The sequence below is a fragment of the Streptomyces sp. NPDC026659 genome (genome assembly GCF_040638245.1).
GTDB lineage: Bacteria > Actinomycetota > Actinomycetes > Streptomycetales > Streptomycetaceae > Streptomyces.
The window spans coordinates 539,041-560,181 of record NZ_JBEZXY010000003.1 but is presented as its reverse complement, the minus strand read 5'-3'; the positions used below and the strand labels follow the sequence as shown (position 1 = coordinate 560,181).

21 protein-coding genes and 1 tRNA gene are annotated in these 21,141 nt (G+C 72.0%); 9 read left to right on the top strand and 13 right to left on the bottom strand.

Annotated features, from left to right (window positions below; translation table 11 throughout):
• Positions 1–80 precede the first annotated feature (80 nt).
• Positions 81–2,411, top strand: a complete 2,331-nt coding sequence (locus AB0E91_RS11505) for a transglycosylase domain-containing protein (protein ID WP_361778722.1) — start codon at positions 81–83, stop codon at positions 2,409–2,411.
• A gap of 95 nt (positions 2,412–2,506) precedes the next feature.
• On the opposite strand, the gene AB0E91_RS11500 is transcribed toward AB0E91_RS11505, so the two are convergent.
• Positions 2,507–2,974 carry a GatB/YqeY domain-containing protein gene (locus tag AB0E91_RS11500; protein ID WP_361778719.1) on the bottom strand — a complete coding sequence of 156 codons (468 nt, stop codon included), beginning with the start codon at positions 2,972–2,974 and terminating at the stop codon, positions 2,507–2,509.
• Positions 2,975–3,161: 187 nt separating this feature from the next.
• Here AB0E91_RS11500 and AB0E91_RS11495 point away from each other — a divergent pair, with 187 nt between their 5' ends.
• The 3 genes from AB0E91_RS11495 to AB0E91_RS11485 all read left to right on the top strand — a co-directional run bounded on the left by AB0E91_RS11495 (position 3,162) and on the right by AB0E91_RS11485 (position 5,102).
• Positions 3,162–4,088 (top strand): metallophosphoesterase, encoded by a 927-nt coding sequence (locus tag AB0E91_RS11495; RefSeq protein ID WP_361112893.1) that lies wholly within the window; start codon positions 3,162–3,164, stop codon positions 4,086–4,088.
• Positions 4,089–4,189: 101 nt separating this feature from the next.
• Entirely contained in the window at positions 4,190–4,951 is a 762-nt protein-coding gene (locus tag AB0E91_RS11490; protein WP_361778715.1) for a Pr6Pr family membrane protein, read from the top strand.
• A 77-nt stretch (positions 4,952–5,028) separates the two neighbouring features.
• Positions 5,029–5,102, top strand: a tRNA-Pro gene (locus tag AB0E91_RS11485).
• 150 nt (positions 5,103–5,252) lie between these two features.
• On the opposite strand, the gene AB0E91_RS11480 is transcribed toward AB0E91_RS11485, so the two are convergent.
• On the bottom strand, positions 5,253–6,506 hold the full coding sequence (locus AB0E91_RS11480) for an LAETG motif-containing sortase-dependent surface protein (protein WP_361778712.1): 1,254 nt from the start codon (positions 6,504–6,506) through the stop codon (positions 5,253–5,255).
• Between the two features lie 301 nt (positions 6,507–6,807).
• Here AB0E91_RS11480 and AB0E91_RS11475 point away from each other — a divergent pair, with 301 nt between their 5' ends.
• Together AB0E91_RS11475 and AB0E91_RS11470 are read left to right on the top strand one after the other, a co-directional pair.
• A complete protein-coding gene (locus AB0E91_RS11475) occupies positions 6,808–7,515 on the top strand; it encodes a nucleotidyltransferase domain-containing protein (RefSeq protein WP_361778709.1) in 708 nt (235 codons plus the stop codon).
• 93 nt (positions 7,516–7,608) lie between these two features.
• Positions 7,609–8,433, top strand: coding sequence for an alpha/beta fold hydrolase (locus AB0E91_RS11470; RefSeq protein WP_361778706.1), 825 nt, complete (start codon positions 7,609–7,611; stop codon positions 8,431–8,433).
• 30 nt (positions 8,434–8,463) lie between these two features.
• Here AB0E91_RS11470 and AB0E91_RS11465 read toward each other — a convergent pair whose 3' ends face one another.
• Positions 8,464–8,898, bottom strand: coding sequence for a hypothetical protein (locus AB0E91_RS11465; protein WP_361778703.1), 435 nt, complete (start codon positions 8,896–8,898; stop codon positions 8,464–8,466).
• Positions 8,899–8,996: 98 nt separating this feature from the next.
• On the bottom strand, positions 8,997–10,166 hold the full coding sequence (locus AB0E91_RS11460; protein ID WP_361778700.1) for a low temperature requirement protein A: 1,170 nt from the start codon (positions 10,164–10,166) through the stop codon (positions 8,997–8,999).
• A 119-nt stretch (positions 10,167–10,285) separates the two neighbouring features.
• Here AB0E91_RS11460 and AB0E91_RS11455 point away from each other — a divergent pair, with 119 nt between their 5' ends.
• Positions 10,286–10,756, top strand: a complete 471-nt coding sequence (locus tag AB0E91_RS11455; RefSeq protein WP_361778697.1) for a nuclear transport factor 2 family protein — start codon at positions 10,286–10,288, stop codon at positions 10,754–10,756.
• On the opposite strand, the gene AB0E91_RS11450 is transcribed toward AB0E91_RS11455, so the two are convergent.
• Entirely contained in the window at positions 10,726–12,411 is a 1,686-nt protein-coding gene (locus tag AB0E91_RS11450) for a CocE/NonD family hydrolase (RefSeq protein WP_361778694.1), read from the bottom strand. The two genes, AB0E91_RS11455 and AB0E91_RS11450, sit on opposite strands and share 31 nt — an antisense overlap.
• A gap of 139 nt (positions 12,412–12,550) precedes the next feature.
• Between AB0E91_RS11450 and AB0E91_RS11445 the strand changes: the two genes are divergently transcribed.
• The gene (locus AB0E91_RS11445) at positions 12,551–13,279 is read left to right on the top strand and encodes a TetR/AcrR family transcriptional regulator (RefSeq protein WP_361778691.1); all 729 of its coding nucleotides are present in this window, start codon (positions 12,551–12,553) and stop codon (positions 13,277–13,279) included.
• 62 nt (positions 13,280–13,341) lie between these two features.
• Here the strand turns inward: AB0E91_RS11445 and crcB are convergent, their stop codons facing one another.
• The 8 genes from crcB to AB0E91_RS11405 form a co-directional block, all read right to left on the bottom strand.
• Positions 13,342–13,716 carry a fluoride efflux transporter CrcB gene (crcB, locus tag AB0E91_RS11440; RefSeq protein WP_361778688.1) on the bottom strand — a complete coding sequence of 125 codons (375 nt, stop codon included), beginning with the start codon at positions 13,714–13,716 and terminating at the stop codon, positions 13,342–13,344.
• Positions 13,713–14,066, bottom strand: a complete 354-nt coding sequence (locus AB0E91_RS11435) for a DUF190 domain-containing protein (RefSeq protein WP_361778685.1) — start codon at positions 14,064–14,066, stop codon at positions 13,713–13,715. Before AB0E91_RS11435 ends, crcB begins: the two co-directional genes overlap by 4 nt.
• Positions 14,063–14,548: a CrcB family protein gene (locus AB0E91_RS11430; RefSeq protein ID WP_361778682.1), complete on the bottom strand. Its 486-nt coding sequence runs from the start codon at positions 14,546–14,548 to the stop codon at positions 14,063–14,065. The genes AB0E91_RS11435 and AB0E91_RS11430 overlap by 4 nt, the downstream gene beginning before the upstream one ends.
• Positions 14,549–14,769: 221 nt before the next feature.
• Positions 14,770–15,621 (bottom strand): TIGR03943 family protein, encoded by an 852-nt coding sequence (locus AB0E91_RS11425; RefSeq protein WP_361778679.1) that lies wholly within the window; start codon positions 15,619–15,621, stop codon positions 14,770–14,772.
• Positions 15,618–16,670, bottom strand: coding sequence for a permease (locus AB0E91_RS11420; RefSeq protein WP_361778676.1), 1,053 nt, complete (start codon positions 16,668–16,670; stop codon positions 15,618–15,620). Before AB0E91_RS11420 ends, AB0E91_RS11425 begins: the two co-directional genes overlap by 4 nt.
• A gap of 97 nt (positions 16,671–16,767) precedes the next feature.
• Complete coding sequence (locus AB0E91_RS11415) at positions 16,768–17,241, bottom strand: carboxymuconolactone decarboxylase family protein (RefSeq protein WP_361778673.1); 474 nt, start codon at positions 17,239–17,241, stop codon at positions 16,768–16,770.
• A 96-nt stretch (positions 17,242–17,337) separates the two neighbouring features.
• Entirely contained in the window at positions 17,338–18,117 is a 780-nt protein-coding gene (locus AB0E91_RS11410; protein ID WP_361778670.1) for a TIGR03943 family protein, read from the bottom strand.
• Positions 18,114–19,166 (bottom strand): permease, encoded by a 1,053-nt coding sequence (locus tag AB0E91_RS11405; RefSeq protein ID WP_361778667.1) that lies wholly within the window; start codon positions 19,164–19,166, stop codon positions 18,114–18,116. The genes AB0E91_RS11410 and AB0E91_RS11405 overlap by 4 nt, the downstream gene beginning before the upstream one ends.
• A gap of 155 nt (positions 19,167–19,321) precedes the next feature.
• Here AB0E91_RS11405 and AB0E91_RS11400 point away from each other — a divergent pair, with 155 nt between their 5' ends.
• On the top strand, positions 19,322–21,115 hold the full coding sequence (locus AB0E91_RS11400) for an NAD-binding protein (RefSeq protein ID WP_361779075.1): 1,794 nt from the start codon (positions 19,322–19,324) through the stop codon (positions 21,113–21,115).
• Positions 21,116–21,141: the final 26 nt, after the last annotated feature.

The following is a 21,141-nucleotide window of genomic DNA, read 5'->3' as shown; positions in this document are numbered from 1 at the left end:
ACGTCACGATCCTGCACCCGAACATCCCGAAGGACTGTCGGTCCATCGGAACGCTCATCAGTACGGATTAGGCTGCCCCCATGCCAAAGAAGCGCTCCGGCGGTGGCCTCTCGACGACGCAGCAGGCCGCCAAGTTCCTCGGTGTCAGTGTGCTGGCGGGGGCGGTGCTCGCGGGCATCGCGCTGCCCGCCGCGGGCGCGCTGGGCCTCGCGGCGAAGGGCTCCGTCCAGGGCTTCGACGAGATCCCCGCCAACCTCAAGAGCCCCCAGCTCAGCCAGCGCACGACCATACTGGACAGCCGGGGCCACCAGATCGCGACCGTCTACTCCCGTGACCGCACGGTGGTGGACCTCAAGGACATCTCGCCGTACATGCAGAAGGCGATCGTCGCGATCGAGGACTCGCGCTACTACCAGCACGGCGCGGTGGACCTCAAGGGCGTGCTGCGCGCCCTGAACAAGAACGCCCAGGAGGGCGGGGTCGCGCAGGGCGCCTCCACGCTCACCCAGCAGCTGGTGAAGAACTACTTCATCGAGGAGGCGGGGGACGACCCGACCAAGGTCGCCCAGGCCACCCAGCAGACCCTCGGCCGCAAGGTCCGCGAGCTGAAGTACGCGATCCAGATCGAGGAGAAGCTCGGCAAGAAGAAGATCCTGGAGAACTACCTCAACATCACGTTCTTCGGCGAGCAGGCGTACGGCGTCGAGGCCGCCTCGCAGCGCTACTTCTCCAAGCACGCCAAGGACCTCAACCTCCAGGAGTCCGCGCTCCTCGCCGGCATCGTCCAGTCCCCGAGCCGCTACGACCCGGTGAACGACGAGGCCGAGGCCACCAAGCGGCGCAACACCGTGCTGCAGCGCATGGCCGAGGTCGGCGACATCTCCCAGGCGGATGCCGACAGCGCGATGGAGAAGCCGCTCGGGCTGCACGTCAGCCAGCCGAAGAACGGCTGCATCACCGCGACCCGCGGCTCCGCCTTCTTCTGCAAGTACGTGGAGTACGTCTTCCTGACCGACCCGGTCTTCGGCAAGACCCGCGAGGAGCGCGCCACGCTCTGGAACAAGGGCGGCCTGACGATCCGTACGACCCTGGACCCGCAGGCCCAGGACTCCGTGCAGGACTCCCTCAAGGACCACGTCTACAAGTCCGACAAGGTCGCCGCGGCCGCCACCCTGGTCGAGCCGGGCACCGGCAAGGTCCTGGCGATGGGCCAGTCGAAGCCGTTCGGCTACGGCAAGGACGAGACCGAGTACAACTTCTCGGTGGACAAGGCCTACGGCGGCTCCAACTTCGGCTTCCCGACCGGCTCGACGTTCAAGCCGTTCGTGGCGGCGGCCGCGATCGAGGGCGGCAAGCAGCCGACCCAGTCGTACTCCTCGCCGTACAAGATGGAGTACCCGAGCCCGGTGCAGGGATGCAGCGGCACGGCCTACCGCAACACCGAGCACGAGACCGTGGAGAACGAGAACGAGTCCGAGAAGGGCCCGTACCGCATGAAGGAGGCGATGGCCAAGTCGGTCAACACCTACTTCGTGCAGCTCATCTCCGACATCGGCCTGTGCCCGGTGGCGAAGATCACCGACGCGATGCACGTGGTGCAGGGCAACGGCACCAAGATCCCGCAGTCCCCGTCCATGGCGCTCGGCTCGATCGGCCTGTCGCCGCTGACCATGGCGAGCGCGTACGCGACCTTCGCCTCGCGCGGCAAGTACTGCACGCCGGTCGCCATCGAGTCGATCACCCAGAAGATCGGCACCGAGGAGAAGTCGATCCCGGTCCCGAGGACGAGCTGCTCGCGCGCGATGAGCCAGAAGACCGCGGACACGGTGAACACGCTGCTGCGCGGCGTGGTCGACTCCGGCACCGGTAAGGAAGCGGGCCTCACGGACCGCGAGAGCGCGGGCAAGACGGGTACGACGGACGAGCGCAAGAACGCCTGGTTCGTCGGCTACACGCCCAACCTGGCCGGCGCGGTCTGGGTCGGCAGCGCCCAGCAGGACCTGAAGATGGCCGGTGTCACCATCGGCGGTGTCTACCGTCCGCTGGTCTACGGCGGCGAGGTCCCGGGCCCGATCTGGAAGGACGCCATGGCGGGCGCCCTCGTCGGAAAGGCCGCCCCGGACTTCCAGCTGATCGACATCCCCGACGACGATGACGACGACCACGGCAGGGACGGCGGCCGGGACAACGGCGGCGACAACGGCCGTACGGGCGGCGGACATCGGGGCAACCCGGGCGGCGGCGGCCTGATCGGCGGCCTCTTCGGCGCCCTGACGAACGGCGGCGGCACGGGGACCCCGGGCGGCGCGGGCGGCGGCACTCCCGGTACGACGAACCCGACCGTCACGGTGCCCCAGAACCCGACGCAGGGTCAGGGCAACGGCGGCACGAACGGCGGCCGCCGGAACTGAGGCACGTACGACGGCGGGGCCGCACCTTCTGCGCGAGCAGGGGTGCGGCCCCGAAGTCGTTTACGGGCGGGACTCTCGGAGTCCGGCTGGGGCCGTCAGCCCTGGAGGAGCTTCTTCACGACGGCGGCGACGCGGCCGCCCTCGGCCAGACCGGCGACCTTCGGGTTCACGATCTTCATCACGGCGCCCATGGCGCGCGGGCCCTCGGCACCGGCGGCCTTCGCCTCCTCGACCGCCTGGGAGACGATCGCGTTCAGCTCGTCGTCGGAGAGCTGCTTGGGCAGGTACGTGGCGAGGAGCTCACCCTCCGCCTTCTCCCGCTCGGCCGACTCCGCACGACCACCCTGCGCGAACGCCTCGGCCGCCTCGCGACGCTTCTTGGCCTCCTTGGTGATCACCTTGAGGACCTCGTCGTCGGACAGCTCGCGCTTCTCCTTGCCCGCGACCTCTTCCTTGGAGATCGCGGCCAGGGTCAGCCGGAGCGTGGAGGAGCGCAGCTCGTCGCGCTCCTTGATCGCGGCGTTGAGGTCGTCGTGCAGCTTCGCCTTGAGCGTGGTGGTCATGGTCCGATTGTCGCAGGTACGCCGCCCGGGGTGCGCCCCGTTTTCGCGGCCCGCGCCTCCCGTCCCGCACGGCCCGGACGCCCTGTCCCGCACGGCCCGCGCTCCCCGCCGTCCGGCGGCCCGAACACCCCTTGCGCCAAAGGGCTCCCGGTCTCGCCGTCGCACGGGGGTCTGACACGATGGTCGTATGCGCGCGCGATACGGAGTACCCCTGGGGATCATGGCGGCAGGCGCCGCCGGAGTGGCCTACGCGGCGGGGTTCGAGGCCCGCTCCTTCCGCCTCCGACGAGTGACCGTGCCGGTCCTGCCGCCGGGGATGCGCCCGCTGCGGGTGCTCCAGGTCTCCGACATCCACATGGTGAGCGGCCAGGGCAAGAAGCGGCGCTGGCTGCAGTCGCTCGCGGGGCTGCGCCCGGACTTCGTGATCAACACCGGCGACAACCTCTCGGACCCCGAGGGCGTCCCCGAGGTGCTGGACGCGCTCGGCCCGCTGATGGAGTTCCCGGGTGCCTACGTCTTCGGGTCCAACGACTACTACGGCCCCAAGCTGCGCAACCCCGCCCGCTACCTCCTGGAGAAGGCCAGCGGCCGCCACGGCCTGAACGGCAACGCGCCCGCCACCGGTGTGGTCCACAACCCCTGGGAGGACCTCAGGGACGGCTTCGACTCCGCGGGCTGGCTCAACCTGACCAACACCAGGGGAACCCTGAAGATCGACGGCGCCTCGATCGAGCTGACGGGCCTGGACGACCCGCACATCAAGCGCGACCGGTACGCCCGGGTGGCCGGTGGGCCCACGGCCGGCCACGACTTCTCGATGGGCGTCGTCCACGCGCCGTACCTGCGCACGCTGGACGCGTTCACCGAGGACGGCTACCCGCTGATCCTCGCGGGCCACACCCACGGCGGCCAGCTCTGCATCCCCTTCTACGGCGCCCTGGTCACCAACTGCGACCTGGACACGGACCGGGTGAAGGGGCTGTCGACGCACTCGGTGGCGGGCCGGACCTCGCATCTGCACGTGTCGGCGGGGTGCGGGACGAACCGGTACACGCCGGTGCGGTTCGCGTGTCCGCCGGAGGTGACGTTGCTGACGCTGGTGGGGCGGGAGTAGGGGCACGTCCCCTGGGGGGGCTCATGCCCTGGGGCTTAAGGCGTCCCCCTCCCGGAGTACTCCACATAGCCCCTTTCACCCCTTATGCCTAGCGTGAGGGCATGACCGCACCGATACCCAGGGACATCCCCGACCTGCCGGCGATCCCCAGCCCGCCCGTGCTGCGGCCGTCGCCGGTGCCGGTGACGGCGGTGGTGGCCCCGATCCGGCGCCCCTGGGTGGCGCTCTTCCGCCTGGGAACCGCGCTCCTCGCGGCGGCGGGGATCGCCCTGGAACTCATGATCGGCGCCCCGTCGCGCATCCTGAGCTACTTCGGTGTCCAGGCGGCGATCCTGCTGGCGGTGGTCATGCTCCTGTCGGCGTCGCGGTCCTGGCGGGCGCGGCGGGCCGTACCGGCCGCGGTGTCGGGGGCGGCACTCCTCTACATCGTGACCAGCGCGCTGACGTACCACGTACTGCTCGCCCATACGACGCCCCCGTTCTCGATGACGGGCACGTCGGCGATCCCGGAGCGCTGGCACGCCCAGTGGGGCGCGCTCCAGATCCTTCACACGGTGCTGCCGCTGGCGGCCCTGCTGGACTGGCTGCTGTTCACCCCGGCCCCCCGTCTGCACCTGCGCCAGGCGGCGGCGTGGCTGGTGTTCCCGCTGGCGTACCTGATCTTCACGCTGACACGAGCGCTCTTCGTCCCCTCGGACAGTGTGCGGGGCCGCTACCTCTACCCCTTCCTGGACGCAGCCGCCCACGGCTACCGCAGCACCCTCGCGAACGCCCTCCTGATCGGCCTCGCGATCTACGCCCTGGCCCTCCTCCTGATCGCCCTCGACCACACCCGCCCGACCCCCACCCGCCGCCGCGTCTGACCCCGCCCAGAACCGGATTTCGCCTCCGGCCCCCAGTGGGCTAAAGTAAACGTCGTCGCCGCGAGAGCAGCGACAATCGGGGTGTAGCGCAGCTTGGCAGCGCGCTTCGTTCGGGACGAAGAGGTCGTGGGTTCAAATCCCGCCACCCCGACAGCCGTAACACCAGGTCAGGCCCGGTGCTGAGAGATCAGCACCGGGCCTGATTTGTTGTGCGGGCTCGGTTCGTGCGTGGCCGGGTGGCCGTTGCCCGGGAGCTGTGGCACGGCGGTCGTGCCACAGCTCGCTCAGGGGCGTTCAGCCGTCAATTGTTGCCCGTGGCCCTGCGGCGGCGGGCGACGAGGAGCGCGCCGGCGCCGAGGGTCAGGGTGGCGGCGCTCGCGAGGGCGAGCGGCATGGTCGTCGAGGAGGCGCCGGTCTCGGCGAGGTTGCCGCTGGTGTGGGTTCGCGTGCCGGACGTGGTGGTCGTCGGCGTGGGCGTGCCGCCCTGCGGGGACGGGCCCGTGCCGGACGGGCGCTCGTCGTTCCCCTGGGGGCGGCCGGGCTTGGCGTCGTCGACCGGGCCGGGCTTGCTGCCCGCGGGCAGGAGCTCGAAGTCGTAGCGCTTCATCGGGCCCAGGACGCAGGGGTTGTACGCGTCGGAGGCGTCACTGGCGAGCAGGGCGAAGGCGTCGGTGGCCCGGGCGGAGGAGCCGACCGTCATGCGCATCTTCACGTCACGGTGGTCGCCGGGCTTCATCGTTTCCATGTGGCCGATGTGCTCGGCCCCGCTGTCCTCGTCGAGGGTCTGCCAGGCCGATCCGTCGGACCACTCCACCTTCAGCAGGTGCTTGGCGGCGTCCTTCGTGTGGAAGGCCACCAGCGGGTCGACGGTCAGCGTGCGCTCGGTGCCGTTGGCGACGCGCAGGGTGAAGTCGACGGTGGTCCCGGCGGTGACCTTCGAGGGCAGGCCGTCCGCGAGCGAGGTCAGCCCGGCCTCACGGACGCACTGTCCGGCGGCGGCCAGCGCCGCGTCGGCGGTCTCCAGGTCCTTGAGGGTCTTCGCGGCGGCGGTCTGGAGCTGACCGTACTTACGGCTCGCCGCCACCCGGGCGTCGTCCAGCGCGGTGTCGGCCTTCTCCACCTCGGCGTCGGCGTCCTTCGCGGCCGTGACCGCCTTCGCCAGGTCGGCCTGTGCGGCTTCGAGGGCCTGCTGCGCGGCGGCCTTCTCGGTGTCGTCCCCGGCCGCCTCGAGCTTGGCCTCGGCGTCCGCGACGGCCTTCTCGGCGGCGGTCCTGGTGGCGGCGGCCTCCTTGGCCGCTCTTTCCGCGGCGATCACGGCAGCCTTGAGCGGGTGCGTGTCGGAGTCCAGGGCCTCCAGGGTCGCCTTGAGCTCCTTCAGCCCCTCTTCCCTGGCCGTGACGGCTTCCTCGTGGGCCTTCTTCGCGTCGGCGGCAGCCTGCTTCAGCTCCGCGTACGTCGGCTGGTTCTGCGTCTGTGCCGTGCTCGCGCCGAGAGCCGACGCGGACGTGGCGGTGAGCAGCACGACAGGCGTCGCCATCGCGACGGCGGCTGCCATGGCAAGAGAACTGCGAAGCTTCACAGAGGGACCCCCGAGGAGAGAAACAGCAGCAACGGCCCCCGGAACAAGTGGATTTGGGGGCGCCCTGGACGCCGACGAGTCTAGGGGGAATGTAAAGAGACGGTATAGGTGTTTCCCTGGCCCCTCGTGGCCCGGGGAACGGCTCCATCGGAGTCAAACCGGGCGCGCAGGGACAGTTGCCCACTTCTCCCGCACTGTTTCCATGACCCATGTCACCCTCATGCCGTCCCGGCACTCCTGACGGCAGCCCGGACCCCGTCCGGTGGATAGTTGCCGGATGGATCTGGTGGAGACCGCGCGGGCCCTGGTGCTGGAGCACCACCCCGACGCTCGGGCCGCGTTCCTCGGGGGCAGTGTCGTCACGGAGCGGCGTACGGCGATGTCGGACCTCGATGTCGTCGTCGTGCTGCATGGGGCACCGGCGCCGTATCGGGTGAGCTTTCGGGGGGCGGGGTGGCCGGTGGAGATGTTCGTGCATACCGAGGGGACGTGGGGGGCATATGTCGGGCGGGAGGTGAGCAAGGGGCGGTCGCCGTTGCTTTTCATGTGTGCCGAGGGGGAGTTGCTGTTCGACGTCGACGGGGTGGGGGCACGACTCGCCGCCGAGGCACGGGAGTTGGTCGCCGCGGGGCCGCCCGTGGTGGACGGGGAGGTGGTTGAGGATCTGCGGTATGCGATCACCGATCTGCTCGACGACCTGGCGGGGAGCGGGGATCGGAATGAGCGGCTGTTCATCGCCGGTGAACTCGCCAGACGGACCGGCGAGTTGGCGTTGGTTGTCCGTCGCTCCTGGCGTGGGGGCGGGAAGTGGCTCGCGCGGCGGCTGGAGGTGGCCGCGCCGGGGCTGGGGGATCGGCTGCGGCACGGAGTGAGGGAAGTGCTCGACGGGCGGGACGAGTTGCTCGTCTCCGTCGTGGACGAGGTGCTGGGGGAGGCCGGTGGGCGGCTTTGGGCCGGGTATCGGCGGGGTGGGACGTCGTCCTAGTCGTCGAGCCGAACGGCTCTGTCGCGCAGGCCCGTTGAGCATCGCCCCGCGCACCTCTACGCTCGGCTGCCACCCCGAGCGAAGGAGTCACGCGTGCCCTTGGTCGACGTCAATGGCGTTTCCGTCTTCTGCACCGACACGGGGGCGCCGCCAGGGAAGCCCGATGCGCCCGTCGTCGTCTTCGGGCACGGGCTGCTCTTCAACGGGTGGATGTTCCACGCGCAGGTGGAGGCGCTGCGGGGGGACTACCGGTGCGTGACCGTGGACTGGCGGGGGCAGGGGGAGACTCCGGCGACGCCGGGCGGGTACGACATGGACACGCTGACCGGTGATGCCGTCGCGCTGATCGGGCGGCTCGGGCTCGGGGCCGTTCATTACGTCGGGCTCTCCATGGGCGGCTTCGTCGGGCAGCGCATCGCGGCCCGGCACGGGGAGCTGCTGAGGTCGCTGACGCTGCTCGACACCAGTGCGCGGGCCGAGGAGTCCGCACGGGTCGGGGAGTACCGGCTGCTGGCCAACGTCTATCTGCTCACCGGGGTCCGGCCGGTGCTGGGGAGGGTGAAGGCCGAGATGTTCGGGCCCGAGTTCCTCGCGTCACCGGCGAGCGCGCCCGTTGTCGACGAGTGGGTACGGCGGCTGCGGCGCTGTCGGCGTTCCGGGATACGCAAGGCAGTGCTCGGAGTCGTCGAGCGGCCCGACGTGAGCGAAGAACTCGGCCGTATCGCCGTGCCCACGCTGGTCGTCGTAGGTGCCGATGACGTCGCCACGCCTGCCGTCGAGTCGGAGCGGATCGCGGCGGCGGTGCAGGGGGCCCGGCTGGAGGTGGTGCCGGGGGCCGGGCACAGCAGCACGGTGGAGCAGCCCGCCGTGGTGAGCGGGCTGCTCCGGGAGTTCCTGGAGACGGTCGACCGCGGGTGAGAGGCTCCCCCGCTCAGGCCGGCCGTCCCGTCACGCCTCCCCGATCTCGCGGTCCGCTCGGTTCATCTCCCCGGTGGCCAGGATCGAGTACGCGGAGGCGATGTAGAGCAGTGCCGGGACCGCGAGCCAGTGGGGGTTGTCGTTCCCGGCGCCGGTCGTCAGGTTGAGGACCAGCAGGGCTACGCCCACGAGGAAGGCGGCGGCCACGGCCAGTTGGACCTTCTCGGGGAGGCAGCGGAAGGCCAGCCACCCGGAGCGGGCGTCCGCTCGGACGAGGAAGGCACGGAACAGGGTCGACAGGACGGTCGGGATGAGCAGGGCGAGCATCGCCATGGTCGGCCATCCCGGGCCGGTCGGCCGGATCGGCGGTGTCGTCGTGGGCAGCAAGGCGAGTGCGGTCAGTGCCAGCAGTGTGATGCCCAGCGCGTAGGCGAGGGCACCGTGAGCTTTGAAGGTCCACCCCATGCCGTGCAGCTTGGCACAGGGCCTGCGGCCCGTCATCGCCCTTTGCCGGAAAATGATCACCCGGCCTCGGGGGATGCCCGTACGGCCGGCCTGCGGCATCACGCCCGCCTCCGCTCCCCCAGCACCACCACCGCCCCCACCAGCACCGACATCACGCACCCCGTCGCCAGCACCGGGCTCGGGGTGAACGTCACCGCCAGGACGGCCAGGATGCCGACGGCCCACACCACGTCCAGGGCTCCGGCGCGTCCATGGCGGTGCAGGAGGCGCAGGACCAGGAGGTACAGGGCCACCGGCACCGTGTACGCCGCCGCCACCGCGACCCGGCTGAGGTGCGCGTGGCCGGTCAGGTGGGCGATCTCGACCGCGAGGCCCGCGCCCGCGGCCGCCGCCGAGGCGAAGACGACGTAGTGGCCGTAGCCCCAGAGCAGGGCCATGCGCAGGGAGTTGAGGCGTTCGGCGGCGTCCTGGGTGAAGTAGAGCCACCACATGGCGAAGACGGTGAGGATGCCGCCGACGACCAGCGGGGCGATGTCGCCGAGGGAGACGGCGGTGTCGAGGGCGGTGCGTACGGTCGCCGTCGCCGCGGTGATCGACTCGCCGAGCACGATGAGCGTGAACAGGCCGTACCGCTCGGCGATGTGGTGCGGGTGCCAGGTGGTGCGTGCGGCGCGCTCGGCCCAGGCCGGTACGGCGAGTTCCGCGACGGCGAGGACGAGGAAGGAGGGCAGGCCCAGGCCGTGCGGCAGGGCGAGGCGGGCCACCCAGCCGATCTGGACGACGAGGATGCCGACCGCGTAGCGCAGGCTGGAGGCTCTGCGGGCCGGGTCGGAGCGGGCCGCGCGCAGCCACTGGGTGACCATGGCGAGCCGCATCACGACATAGCCGTAGGTGACGACCGTGAAGTCGTAGTGCTCCAGCGCCTTGGCCGCGCCGGCCGCCATGATGAGGGCGCCGGTGATCTGGATCAGGGTGAGGACGCGGTACGGCACGTCGTCGGTGTCGTAGGCGGAGGCGAACCAGGTGAAGTTCATCCACGCCCACCAGATCGCGAAGAACACGAGCGCGTAGCCGAGCACCCCGTGTCCCAGGTGGCCGCCCGCCAGCTCGTGTTCGAACGCCGCGGCCGCCTCGGCGACCGCGGTGACGAAGCAGAGGTCGAAGAACAGCTCCAGGACGGTGGCGACGCGGTGCCGCTCGTCGGTGGGGCGGGCCACCATGGGGCGGTACCAGGACCGGCCGTTTCCGATGGGTTGTGACTGGTTCATGCCGGACACCGTAATGGCGGCGCCCGCAGCGGCATCGGATGCGATCACTCCCCGCCGCGCGATGGAATGGAACACCCCAGCACCCCCGCACCCCAGCACCCCGCCCCCCTGGAGTGACCATGGCCGACGCCCGCCCGCCCCTTCCCCCCTTCACCCGCGAGTCCGCCGTCGAGAAGGTGCGTCTCGCCGAGGACGGCTGGAACTCGCGCGATCCGGAGAAGGTCGCCCTCGCCTATTCGCCCGACAGCCGCTGGCGCAACCGCGCCGAGTTCCTGCGCGGCCGGGACGAGATCGTCGCCTTCCTCACCCGCAAGTGGGCCCGGGAACTGGACTACCGGCTGATCAAGGAGCTGTGGGCCTTCGCCGGTGACCGAATCGCCGTGCGGTTCGCCTACGAGTGGCACGACGACTCGGGCACCTGGTTCCGGTCCTACGGCAACGAGAACTGGGAGTTCGACGAGGACGGGCTCATGCGGGTGCGCCTCGCCTCCATCAACGACCTGCCGATCGGCGAGGAGGAGCGGAAATACCACTGGCCGCTGGGCCGACGGCCCGACGATCACCCGGGGTTGTCGGAACTCGGGCTCTGAATCCCGGGCAGCGTCAGCTCCGAGTCCGCGTGGAGGGTGATGCGCGCCGGGACGCGGGTGGTGGCGTCGGCCGGGAGGTCTCCGGTGCCGGTGGAGGGGGCGTAGCGGGGGTGGGCGCCGCCGCTGATCTGCCAGCGGACGCGGTGTCCGGCGGGGAAGCGGTGGGCGGTGGTGCTCATCGGCACGGTGAGCCGCGCGGGCGTGTCGCCGGTGGTGCGGGCCCGGCCGAGCCCGTCGCAGACGTTGACGGAGCGGCCCTCGGGGTCGACGTCGCACAGTCGGGTGAAGACGTCGGCGTACCCGGTGTCGGTGGAGACGCTGAGCCGCGCGGTGACCGGGCCCAGGATGTCCAGCGGCTCGGTGAGCGGAGGGCCGGTGAAGGTCAGGACGTCGGCGCGGGCCTCCAGGGGCCGGTTGTCGCGGGGTCCGGCGCCGGGCGAGAGCAGGGGGCCGCCGACGGACGGGGTGGGGTCGGCGGGGTCGTAGCGGAACGACGCCACCGGGGAGTCGTCCACGGGGGACTGCCGGGTGAGCTGGGCGCCGGAGAGCGGGTACCAGGAGGCCGCCTCCGCCTTCACCGGCCAGCCGTCCAGGTCGCGCCACGCGCCGCCGAGGTGGACGCGTACCTCGGTCGGACGCAGTTCGGAGCGGTCGTCGCACAGGTGGGCGCGCAGCCACGCGAGGCTTTCCGCGAACACCTCGGGCCAGCCCTGCTGGAGGGCGGAGGAGTGGGTCCAGGGGCCGACGAGCAGGGCGGTCTCGCATCCGGCGCGGCGCAGGCGCTCGTACTGCTCGAAGGTCTGGTCGGCGAGCGCGTCGTGCCAGCCGGAGATCAGGCTGGTGGGGACGCGGAGACCGTCGGCCGCCTCGGCCAGTGAAGCACCGTCCCAGTACGGGTCGTTGGGGTCCGGGTGGGTCATCAGGTCGTCCAGCCAGGGCAGTTCGCCGAGGGCGGGCCGGTATGCGCCGCGCAGCGGGCGGGCGGCGGTGATCTCGCGCAGGCGGCGCTTCAGGCGCAGGGTCGCTCTCACGAACGGTATGACGCCCCGGTGTTGGTGGGAGAAGCCCACCCCGCTGCTGAGGGAGTTGTCCAGGTGCAGGGCGCCGTCGGTGTGGAAGACGGCGTGCGGGTCGTGCAGGGCGACCTGGAGCACCATCGCCTTCAGCTCAGGCGGCGGGTCGAGGGCCAGGGCCCACTGGGTGTAGCCGAGGTAGCTGGGGCCGATGGTGCCCAACCTGCCGTCGAACCAGGGCTGTTGGCGCAGCCAGGCGACCGCCGCCTGCGCGTCGCCGGGCTCGTTGCGCCAGAAGTCGAAGGTGCCGCCGGAGCCACCGGTGCCCCGGCAGCTCTGGACGACGACGTGGAAGCCCTGTTCGGCGAAGAGCAGCCCGTACATCGCGGACCACGGCAGGCCCCGGCCGTAGGGCGAGCGGACCAGGAGGGTGGGGAAGTCGCCCTCGGCACGCGGGAAGTAGTGGTCGGTGAGCAGGGGGCTGCCGTCGGCGGCGGGCACCGGGACCGCGGGCTCGTACCCCACGGGGTGGCGCGGGTCCGGGAGTCCCCGGAAGGTCGCCCGCAGCAGGCGCGCGGAGAGCGGCGGGCGCCCTTTGGGCAAGTGCGCCACGGTCACGGCGTCGGGCGTGGATGATGACATCGGTCCCCTCCTCATCGTTCCCCTCCTCATTTCCGTACGGTGCACGAGAATAGGGGATGCTTGGATGACCTTGGCAAGGGCCGACACCGGCCGGCGGGGTAAAACCAAGGGAAACCAAGGGAAAGGGAGCGCGGGAGACGTGCCGCACGACAAGGGAACGGGCGCCTCGGGCGTCGACCCGGAGCGGCTGTGGCTGGGTCCCACGCCGGCGGCCGCCGGGCCGCGCCGGGGACGGCGGCCCACGTTCAGCCGTGCGGCGATCACGACGGCGGCGGTCGCCCTCGCGGACGCGGAGGGGCTGGACGCGGTCACCATGCGGCGGGTCGCCGCCGAGGTCGGCGCGGGCGTGATGTCGCTCTACACCTACGCCCCCGACAAGGAGACCCTGCTCGCGCTGATGGCCGACGACGTCTGCGGCGAGCTGCCGCTCACGGACCCGCTCACCGGCGACTGGCGGGCCGACCTGAAGACGCTGGCCCACCGGCAGCGCGCGCTCATGCTGCGCCACCCGTGGCTGGCCGCCGTCCTCGTCACCCGGCACACCCCCGGACCGCGCGCCCTGGACTTCCTCGAACGCGCTCTCGCCGCGCTGCGGCCGAGCGGGCTCGACGGCGCGGCACGGCTGGAGGTGTTCGCCCAGCTCACGTCCTTCGTGGCCGGGCATGTCCGCCATGAGCTGGCCCAGTCCGCGAGCGCGGACTCACCCGGCCGGCGCGCGGCCGAGGCCCGCTATCTCACCGCCATGGCCGCCGACGGCCACCACCCGGAACTCGCCGAGGCACTGGCCGCGCCGGGCCGTCCGGTCACCCCCGAGGCGACCTTCGGCAGATTCCTGAACCGGCTGGTCGACGGCCTGGATACGGCCTGACGGGGGCACGCCCGGAATCCGATGGCCTGACGGCGGGCGCCCCCGAAGCCGCCCCCGCCGCCTCAGACCCAGATCGCCTCCGCCACCGCCGTCCCCACGAACGCGGCCCCCAGCCCCGCCACCAGGCTCGCGACCACGTTCGCCGCGGCGAGGAACCGCGCCCCGTCCTCGGCCAGGCGCAGGGTCTCGAAGGAGAAGGTGGAGTACGTCGTCAGGGCGCCGCACAGGCCCGTGCCGAGCAGCAGTTGGGCGTTGCTCGACGCGGCACCGGCCACGACCGCGCCGGTCAGCAGGCCGAGGATGAAGCAGCCGATGACGTTGACGGTGAAGGTGCCCCAGGGGAACACGGCGTCGTGGCGTTTCTGCACGAAGCGGTCGGTCAGGTAGCGCAGCGGGGCACCCGCCATGCCTCCGACGATCACCAGCAGCCAGTTCACGCGTGCCTCTCCTCGCCCACGTAGCGGATGACCTCGCAGTCGTCCAGAATCACCAGTCCCGAGCCCACCAGCTCGTCCAGCTGGGGCAGGAACGCCCGCACCCGGTCCTCCGTGTCCACGATCACGACGGCCACCGGCAGGTCCTCGTTGAGGGACAGCAGCCGGGCGGTGTGGATCAGGGAGGTCGCGCCGAAGCCCTCGATGCCCCGGAAGACGCTCGCGCCCGCGAGCCCGGCCGCGTGCGCGCGGTGGACGATCTCGCTGTAGAGCGGCTTGTGGTGGTACGTGTCGTGCTCACCGATGAAGATCGTCACCCGCAGGGCGTCTCCGGTCAGCCGTGTCGCCGTCATGACTGCCTCCAGGCCAGGACGCGGCGCGTGGCCGTCACCGCGAGTGTCACCGCGCCGAGGGCCGCGAGCAGGGTCGCGGCCAGGTAGACGAGGGCGGTGCGGGCCTCGCCCGCGTTCACGAGGCGCTCGATCTCGACGGCGTACGTCGAGAAGGTCGTGTAGCCACCGAGGACGCCGGTGCCGAAGAACGGGCGCAGCAGGCGGTGGGCCGTCCACACCTCGCTGACGAGGACCAGGAAGACACCGATGACCGCGCAGCCGGTCACGTTGATCACGAAGGTGGTCCACGGGAACCCGTCGGCGGCCGTGGGCCACAGCAGCGAGCCCGCGTACCGGGCGGTCGCGCCGATCGCGCCGCCCACCGAGACGACGGCCACGACGGGCGCCTGGGCCCGCCAGGAACGCGCGCGTTCGCGGGGTGCGCGCAGATCCACGTCGGGGTCCACGGGTTCGCTCGTGGTGGCGGGTCGCGATGCTGTCATGAAGGTACGTCTCCCTACTCGCCCGGGGCCCGCGCACACGGGCACACTCCATCGCAAGCAGGGACTGTTGGCGGCTTCGATGCCGCGGTTCGGGTACGGCGAGCCCCACCGCCGCGCCGCACCCCGAGGGCACGGCCGGTCACCCAGCCTACCCGGGGCCCGCCGTGAGTGACCACGTCACCGGCGGGTCCCGACTCCTGTGGTTTTACGGCTCTACGGCTTTACGAGCCGACGGTCAGCGGCAGGTCGTCCGTGTAGGCGTTGATCGGCTGGGCGACGGGGTGGGACTCCTGGACGTCCAGCGCGGCCGCCGCCGACCTGGTGCCGAGGGCGCCGGACGGGTGCCAGGTGCCGGTGACCGAGAGCCAGGTGTTGGCGGGTGGGGCTTCGGGGCCGTACATACGGAGCTTCACCGTCTGGGAGTCGGCCGCGCAGCACGTGAAGATGATCCGGGTGAGGTACCAGCCGCCGTCCGCGCCGCCCGGGGTGACGAAGCCGGTCAGCTGGACCGCGCGGCCGCTGAGCGTCTTCGCCGGGTCCTGTTGGAGGCGGTTGGTGAAACCGGTCAGGGTCATCGGCACGGGGGCCGTGGAGGCGGGGAGCGGCTCGAAGCGGGTCTGCTTCGTCGGGGGCGCCGACTTCGTGCTCGCGTGGGACGCGGTGTAGGCGCCGAGGGCCGGTGGGGCGTAGATCAGAAGGCTGAGCGCGGGGAGGGCGAGGAGCCAGGCGACCTTGGGGGCGCGGGAGTGGTCGTGGCCGTGATCCCCGTGATCGCTCCCATGGTCCGCGTGCCCGTGGTCCCCGTGATCGTGGCCCGCGTGATCGCGCCCATGGCTTCCGTCCTCATGGCCCCCGTCCTCATGGTCCGCGTGGTCGTGGCCGTCCGACGGCCGCCCGCGCAGCTCCAGCACCAGGTTCATCACCCCCAGCACGACCAGCACCACCCCCGACGCCACCAGCAGCGGCCGCAGCCCCTCCTTCACGTACCGCAGATACAGCGTCGTGAAGAGCGACGAGTGGAGGAGGCCCGCGCCGGTCAGCAGAAGCAGCGCGCTCTGTACGGTCCTTCTCACAGCAGCCCCCCTCCGACCAGGACACTCGCGGCGACCGCCACGACCGTCGTCGCCGCCGAGAAGCGGAGCGCGAACGCGCGGCCGAACGTGCCCGCCTGAAGGGCGATCAGCTTCAGGTCCACCATGGGGCCGACCACCATGAAAGTGAGCCGGGCTGTGGGGGAGAACCCCGTCAGCGAGGCCGCCACGAACGCGTCCGCCTCCGAGCACACCGCGAGCAGTACGGCGAGTCCGGCGAGGAAGGGCACGGCCAGCCAGGGCGAGCCGGAGAAGGTGTCGAGGACCGAGCGCGGGACGGCGACGTTGAAGGTGGCGGCGGCCATCGCGCCGAGGACGAGGAAGCCGCCCGCATGCAGGAAGTCGTACTGGAAGCCGTGCCGGAACTCCGTCCAGCGGCTGTGTCCGTGCTGGTGTCCGGTGTGCCGTACGGCGGGCCGCAGCCACTTCTCCTTGCCGAAGCAGAGCCACAGCCAGCCCATCACGGCGGCCGTGGCCAGCGAGGCGAGCAGCCGGGCGGCGACCATCGCGGGGTTGCCCGGGAAGGCGACCGCCGTGGCGGTGAGCACGACCGGGTTGATCGCGGGCGCGGAGAGGAGGAAGGCGAAGGCGGCGGCCGGGGTGACACCCCGTCTGATCAGGCTGTTCGCCACCGGGACCGAGGCGCACTCGCACCCCGGCAGTACCGCCCCCGCCATTCCCGCGACCGGCACCGCGAGCGCGGCCCGCCTGGGCAGGATCCGGGTGAACAGGTCGGCGGGGACGAAGGCGTTGATGGCGCCGGACAGGACGGTGCCGAGGAGCAGGAAGGGCAGCGCCTGGACGGCGATGGCGAGGCAGACGGTGCGCCACGCCTGGACGGCGGGCCGGTCGAGCCATCCGGTGCCGAGGAGCAGCAGTACCACCGTGCCGACGGCGGCCGCCGCGACGAGGGCCACGGTGACGGGGCGGCGGCGGGGCCCGGGCCGTAGGACAGCGGTGGGCACCGGCGGGGCGGCAACAGCCGTCGCCGCCCCGTCGACCACACCCACCAATTCATCCGTTTTTCCCATTTTCACTCCGGATGTCGGGTGTGGCCGACCTTATGCGAGCGGCGTGCGCGCGACCGTGCGCACACGCCGTCTCACAGGGTTCCGCTCGGGCCGGTCCTCAGGCGTACTGGCCCACCTGGTAGTCACCCGCGGGCAGCTGGATCATGACGTTCATCCGGTTGTACGCGTTGATGACGGCGATGAGCGTGACCAGCGCGAGCAGCTGCTCCTCGTCGTAGTGCTTGGCCGCGTTCGCCCACACCTCGTCCGGGACACCGCCGGCCCCGTCCGCGATACGGGTGCCCTGCTCGGCCAGCTCCAGGGCGGCGCGCTCGGCGTCGGTGAAGACGGTGGCCTCGCGCCACCCGGCGACCAGATGCAGCCGCTGGTGGGTCTCCCCCGCGTGCGCGGCCTCCTTGGTGTGCATGTCGAGGCAGAAGGCGCAGCCGTTGATCTGGCTGGCGCGGATCTTCACCAGCTCCTGCGTCGACGCGGGCAGCGAGGACTCGGAGAGCACGCGCCCGGCCGCGCCGAGGTGCTTGATGACCTTGCCGGAGATCGGGTTGGCGAAGACGTTGAGTCGGGCTTCCATGCCGTGCTCCCTGATGCCGTTTCCGATGGATACACCGTTACGACGGAGGGCGGCGCCGGGATGTGACATGGTCCCGTGTGACCCGCGTCACCATGCTCACTTGTTCCAGGTCTCGTCGTACGGGTCGCGCGGGGTCGGCACCGGCCTGGTGGACGTGACCTGCAGATACGGGATCGGGCCGCCGTTGACCGGATCGCGGGTCAGCTTCGGGCTGTACGCGCCCTCCACCTCCAGCCAGGCGTCCGGGCGCAGCACCGGCGGGAGCTGTCCGGTCAGGGCGACCTTGACCGGCTGGGCGTCGGCCGCACAGCAGTTGAGGGCCATGCGGACGAGGTACGGCCTGCCCGAGCCGTCCAGCGCGAGGAAGCCGGTGACGCGGACGGCGCGGCCGTGCAGGGTCCGGCCGTGGCCGTACGCGGCACGGGAGGCGTAGTCGACCACGCTCAGCGGGACGGGGTTGGCCGCGGGCAACGGGTCGTAGCCGAAGGGCTTTTGGAGCGCGGTGCCGGTACGCAGGGCGCTGTACGAGCCGAGGGCGGGCGGGGCGACGAGGATGAGGGCGAGGAGGGGGAGGACGAGGAGCCAGGAGACGCCGGGTTCGGGGTGGGTGTGCCCCTCGTGCCCCCCGTGCTCCTCATGCTCCTCGTGTTCCGGGTGGCCCGGTGCCTCCGAACTCCCGCCCTTTGAGGCCGACTTCGCACGTCGCCACTCGTACCAGACCGTCGCCCCCGCCGTCACGATCAGCACCGCCCCCGCCGCGAGCAGCAGCGGCTGGAGCCCCGCCTTGACGTACCGCAGATACAGATCCGTCGTACCCGCGTGCAGCAGCGCGCCGCCGAGCAGGAAGAGGACCGCCGCCTGGGCGTGCCGGTTCACAGCAGGACCGCCCCGGTCAGGACCGCGCCCGCGACGGCCGCCGCGAAGGTGGCGGGGGCGAAGCGGAGCGCGAAGCCGCGGCCGAAGGTGCCCGCCTGCATGGCGAAGAGCTTGAGGTCGATCATCGGGCCCACCACCAGGAAAACGAGTTTGGCCGTCATCGAGAACTGGGTCAGCGAGGCCGCGACGAACGCGTCCGCCTCCGAGCAGATGGAGAGCAGTACGGCGAGGACGGCGAGGGCGAGCACCGACAACACCGGGTTGTCGGCGGCCAGTCGGAGCCAGGTCGCCGGTACGACGGCCTTCAGCGTGGCGGCGGCCATCGCGCCGAGCACCAGGAAGCCGCCCGCGTGGACGGTGTCGTGGCGTACGGAGTTCCAGAACGTCTCGCCCTTCGTCGCGCCCTCGTGGGCGCCGTGGGCGCGGGTGCGCAGCCAGTCGGTGCGGCCGAGGCGCTGCCAGAGCCAGCCCATGCCGCAGGCCACGAGGAGGCTCGCGCCGAAACGGGCGAGGACCATCTCGGGGTTGTCCGGGAAGGCGACGGCGGTCGCGGTGAGGACGACGGGGTTGATCGCGGGTGCGGACAGCAGGAACGCGAAGGCGGCGGCCGGGGTCACGCCCCGGCGCACCAGCGCGCCCGCGACCGGCACCGAGGCGCACTCGCAGCCGGGCAGCACGGCGCCCGCGAGTCCGGCGACCGGGACGGCGAGCGCGGGCCGGGCGGGAAGCGCTCGGGCGAAGAAGGAGGCGGGTACGAACACCGCGAGGGCGGCGGAGAGCAGGACACCGAGGACCAGGAAGGGCAGCGCCTGGACGGTGACGGCCACGAAGACGGTCGTCCAGCTCTGCATCACCGGCGTGCCGAGCGCGCCCCGGATCGGGGACTGGGCGAGGACGGCGAGCAGGAGGACCAGGGTCAGCACGAGGGGGGAGCTGAGGCGCGGACGACCCTCTTCGCCGGGCACCGTCTCCCCGCCTGGCACCGCCTTCCCGCCGGGCTCCCCCTCGCCGCCCGTGCGCGTGGGCGGGGCGTCCTCGGTGATGGCCACGGGTGTTCCCTCCGGATCGGTACTCCTTCGGGCGGTACGCACCCCGGGGCGCGCCCGTTCACGCCATCCCTGGAACCGGGCCGCTCCTTGGGGCACTCTTTTCCCTCGTGGGGACCATTCCTGGGCAGGGCGGTACGGGCGGAGCGTCCGGGCACATGGTGGTGTGCGGCGACGACGGGCTCGCGCGCCGGCTGACCGCCGAACTGCGCGGAGTCTACGGCGAGCAGGTCGTCCTGGTCGTACCGCCGGGCGCGGACACGGCGGGGCCGCCGGTCGTCGGGCCGCCGCGGTCGGCGTCGGCGGCACTGTTCGACCGCGTGGTGAACGCGGCGGTCGGGCGGGCCGGGGCGAACGCGGCCGTGCCGCCACCGGCTCCTCAACACTCCTACGGTGAGCGAGTGTTGGAGGCTCCGGCCGCCACCGAGGCCGTGCTCGCCGAGGCGGGGGTGGACCGGGCGGCGGCGCTGGCGCTGGTGTACGAGGACGACGAGACCAACATCCGCGCGGCACTGACCGCGCGGCGGCTGAACCCCCGCGTCCGGCTCGTCCTGCGGCTCTACAACCGGAGGTTGGGGCAGCACATCGAGGAACTCCTCGACCAGGCTGCCGCGTTGGCGGCCGGTGACGACGAACTCGGGCTGCCCGACGGGTCGACGACCGTGCTGTCCGACGCCGACACCGCCGCTCCCGCGCTGGCCGCCACCGCGCTCACCGGGACCAGCCGGGTCGTGCACACCGACGGGCTGATGCTGCGCGCGGTGGAGCGGGCGGCACCGCCGGAGGGCGCTCCCGGGCTGTGCACACTGGCGCTTCTCTCGGACCCCGACGCGGCGGACGGCTCCCCCGACCAGCGGCCCCGGATGCTGCCCGACGACGAGGAGGTACGGCAGGCCGGGAACCGGTCGCGGATCGTGCTGGAACAGGTCTCCGCGCGCACCTCGCAGACGGCCGGGGCGGGCCTCGGCATGGGGGTCGTACCGCCGCTGACCTCGCTGTTCTCGCCCCGCCTGCGGTGGTCCCTCGCGGGGCTCGCGGGGTGTGTGCTCGCGCTCGCGGTGGCGCTGTGGCTCGTCACCGGCATCCATCCGCTCGGCGCGTTCTACCTCACCCTCCTCGACCTGTTCGCGATCGACGAGCCCGCGCTCGGCCAGCCGATCGGCCGCCAGATCCTCCAACTCCTGTCCGGACTCACGGGGTTGCTGCTGCTGCCGGTGCTGCTGGCAGCGGTCCTCGAAGGGCTCGGCACGTTCCGCACGGTGGGCGCGCTGCGGAAGCCGCCGCGCGGCCTGGGCGGCCATGTCGTCCTGCTCGGTCTCGGCAAGATCGGCACCCGGGTGCTGGTACGGCTGCGGGAGCTGGACATCCCCGTGGTGTGCGTGGAGTCGGGGCCCGAGGCGCGCGGGCTCGCGGTGGCGCGGCGCCTCCGTGTCCCGGTCGTCCTCGGAGACGTCACCCAGGAAGGCGTCCTGGAGGCGGCCAAGATCCACCGCGCGTCCGCCCTCCTCGCGGTGACCAGCGCGGACACCACCAACCTGGAGGCGGCCCTCTACGCCCGCTCCCTGCACCCCGCCCTGCGGGTCGTTCTCCGCCTCTACGACGACGACTTCGCCACCGCCGTCTACCGCACCCTGCGCGCCGCCCATCCCCAGGCCACCACCCGCAGCCGCAGCGTCACTTACCTCTCCGCCCCCGCCTTCGCGGGCGCGATGCTCGGCCGCCGCGTCCTGGGCGCCTTCCCGGTGGAACGCCGCGTCCTCCTCTTCGCCTCGGTGGAGGTCACCGGCCACCCCGAACTGGAGGGCCACACCCTCGCCGAGGCCTTCCGCCCCGGCGCCTGGCGCGTCCTCGCCCTGGAGGGCTTCCCGGACGTGCCCGCGAACTACGTCCTCCGCAAGGGAGACCGCGTGGTCGTCGCGGCAACCCGCCGGGGGCTGGCGGAACTCGGCTGAGTCCCGCCGGCCGCCCGGGCGTTCAC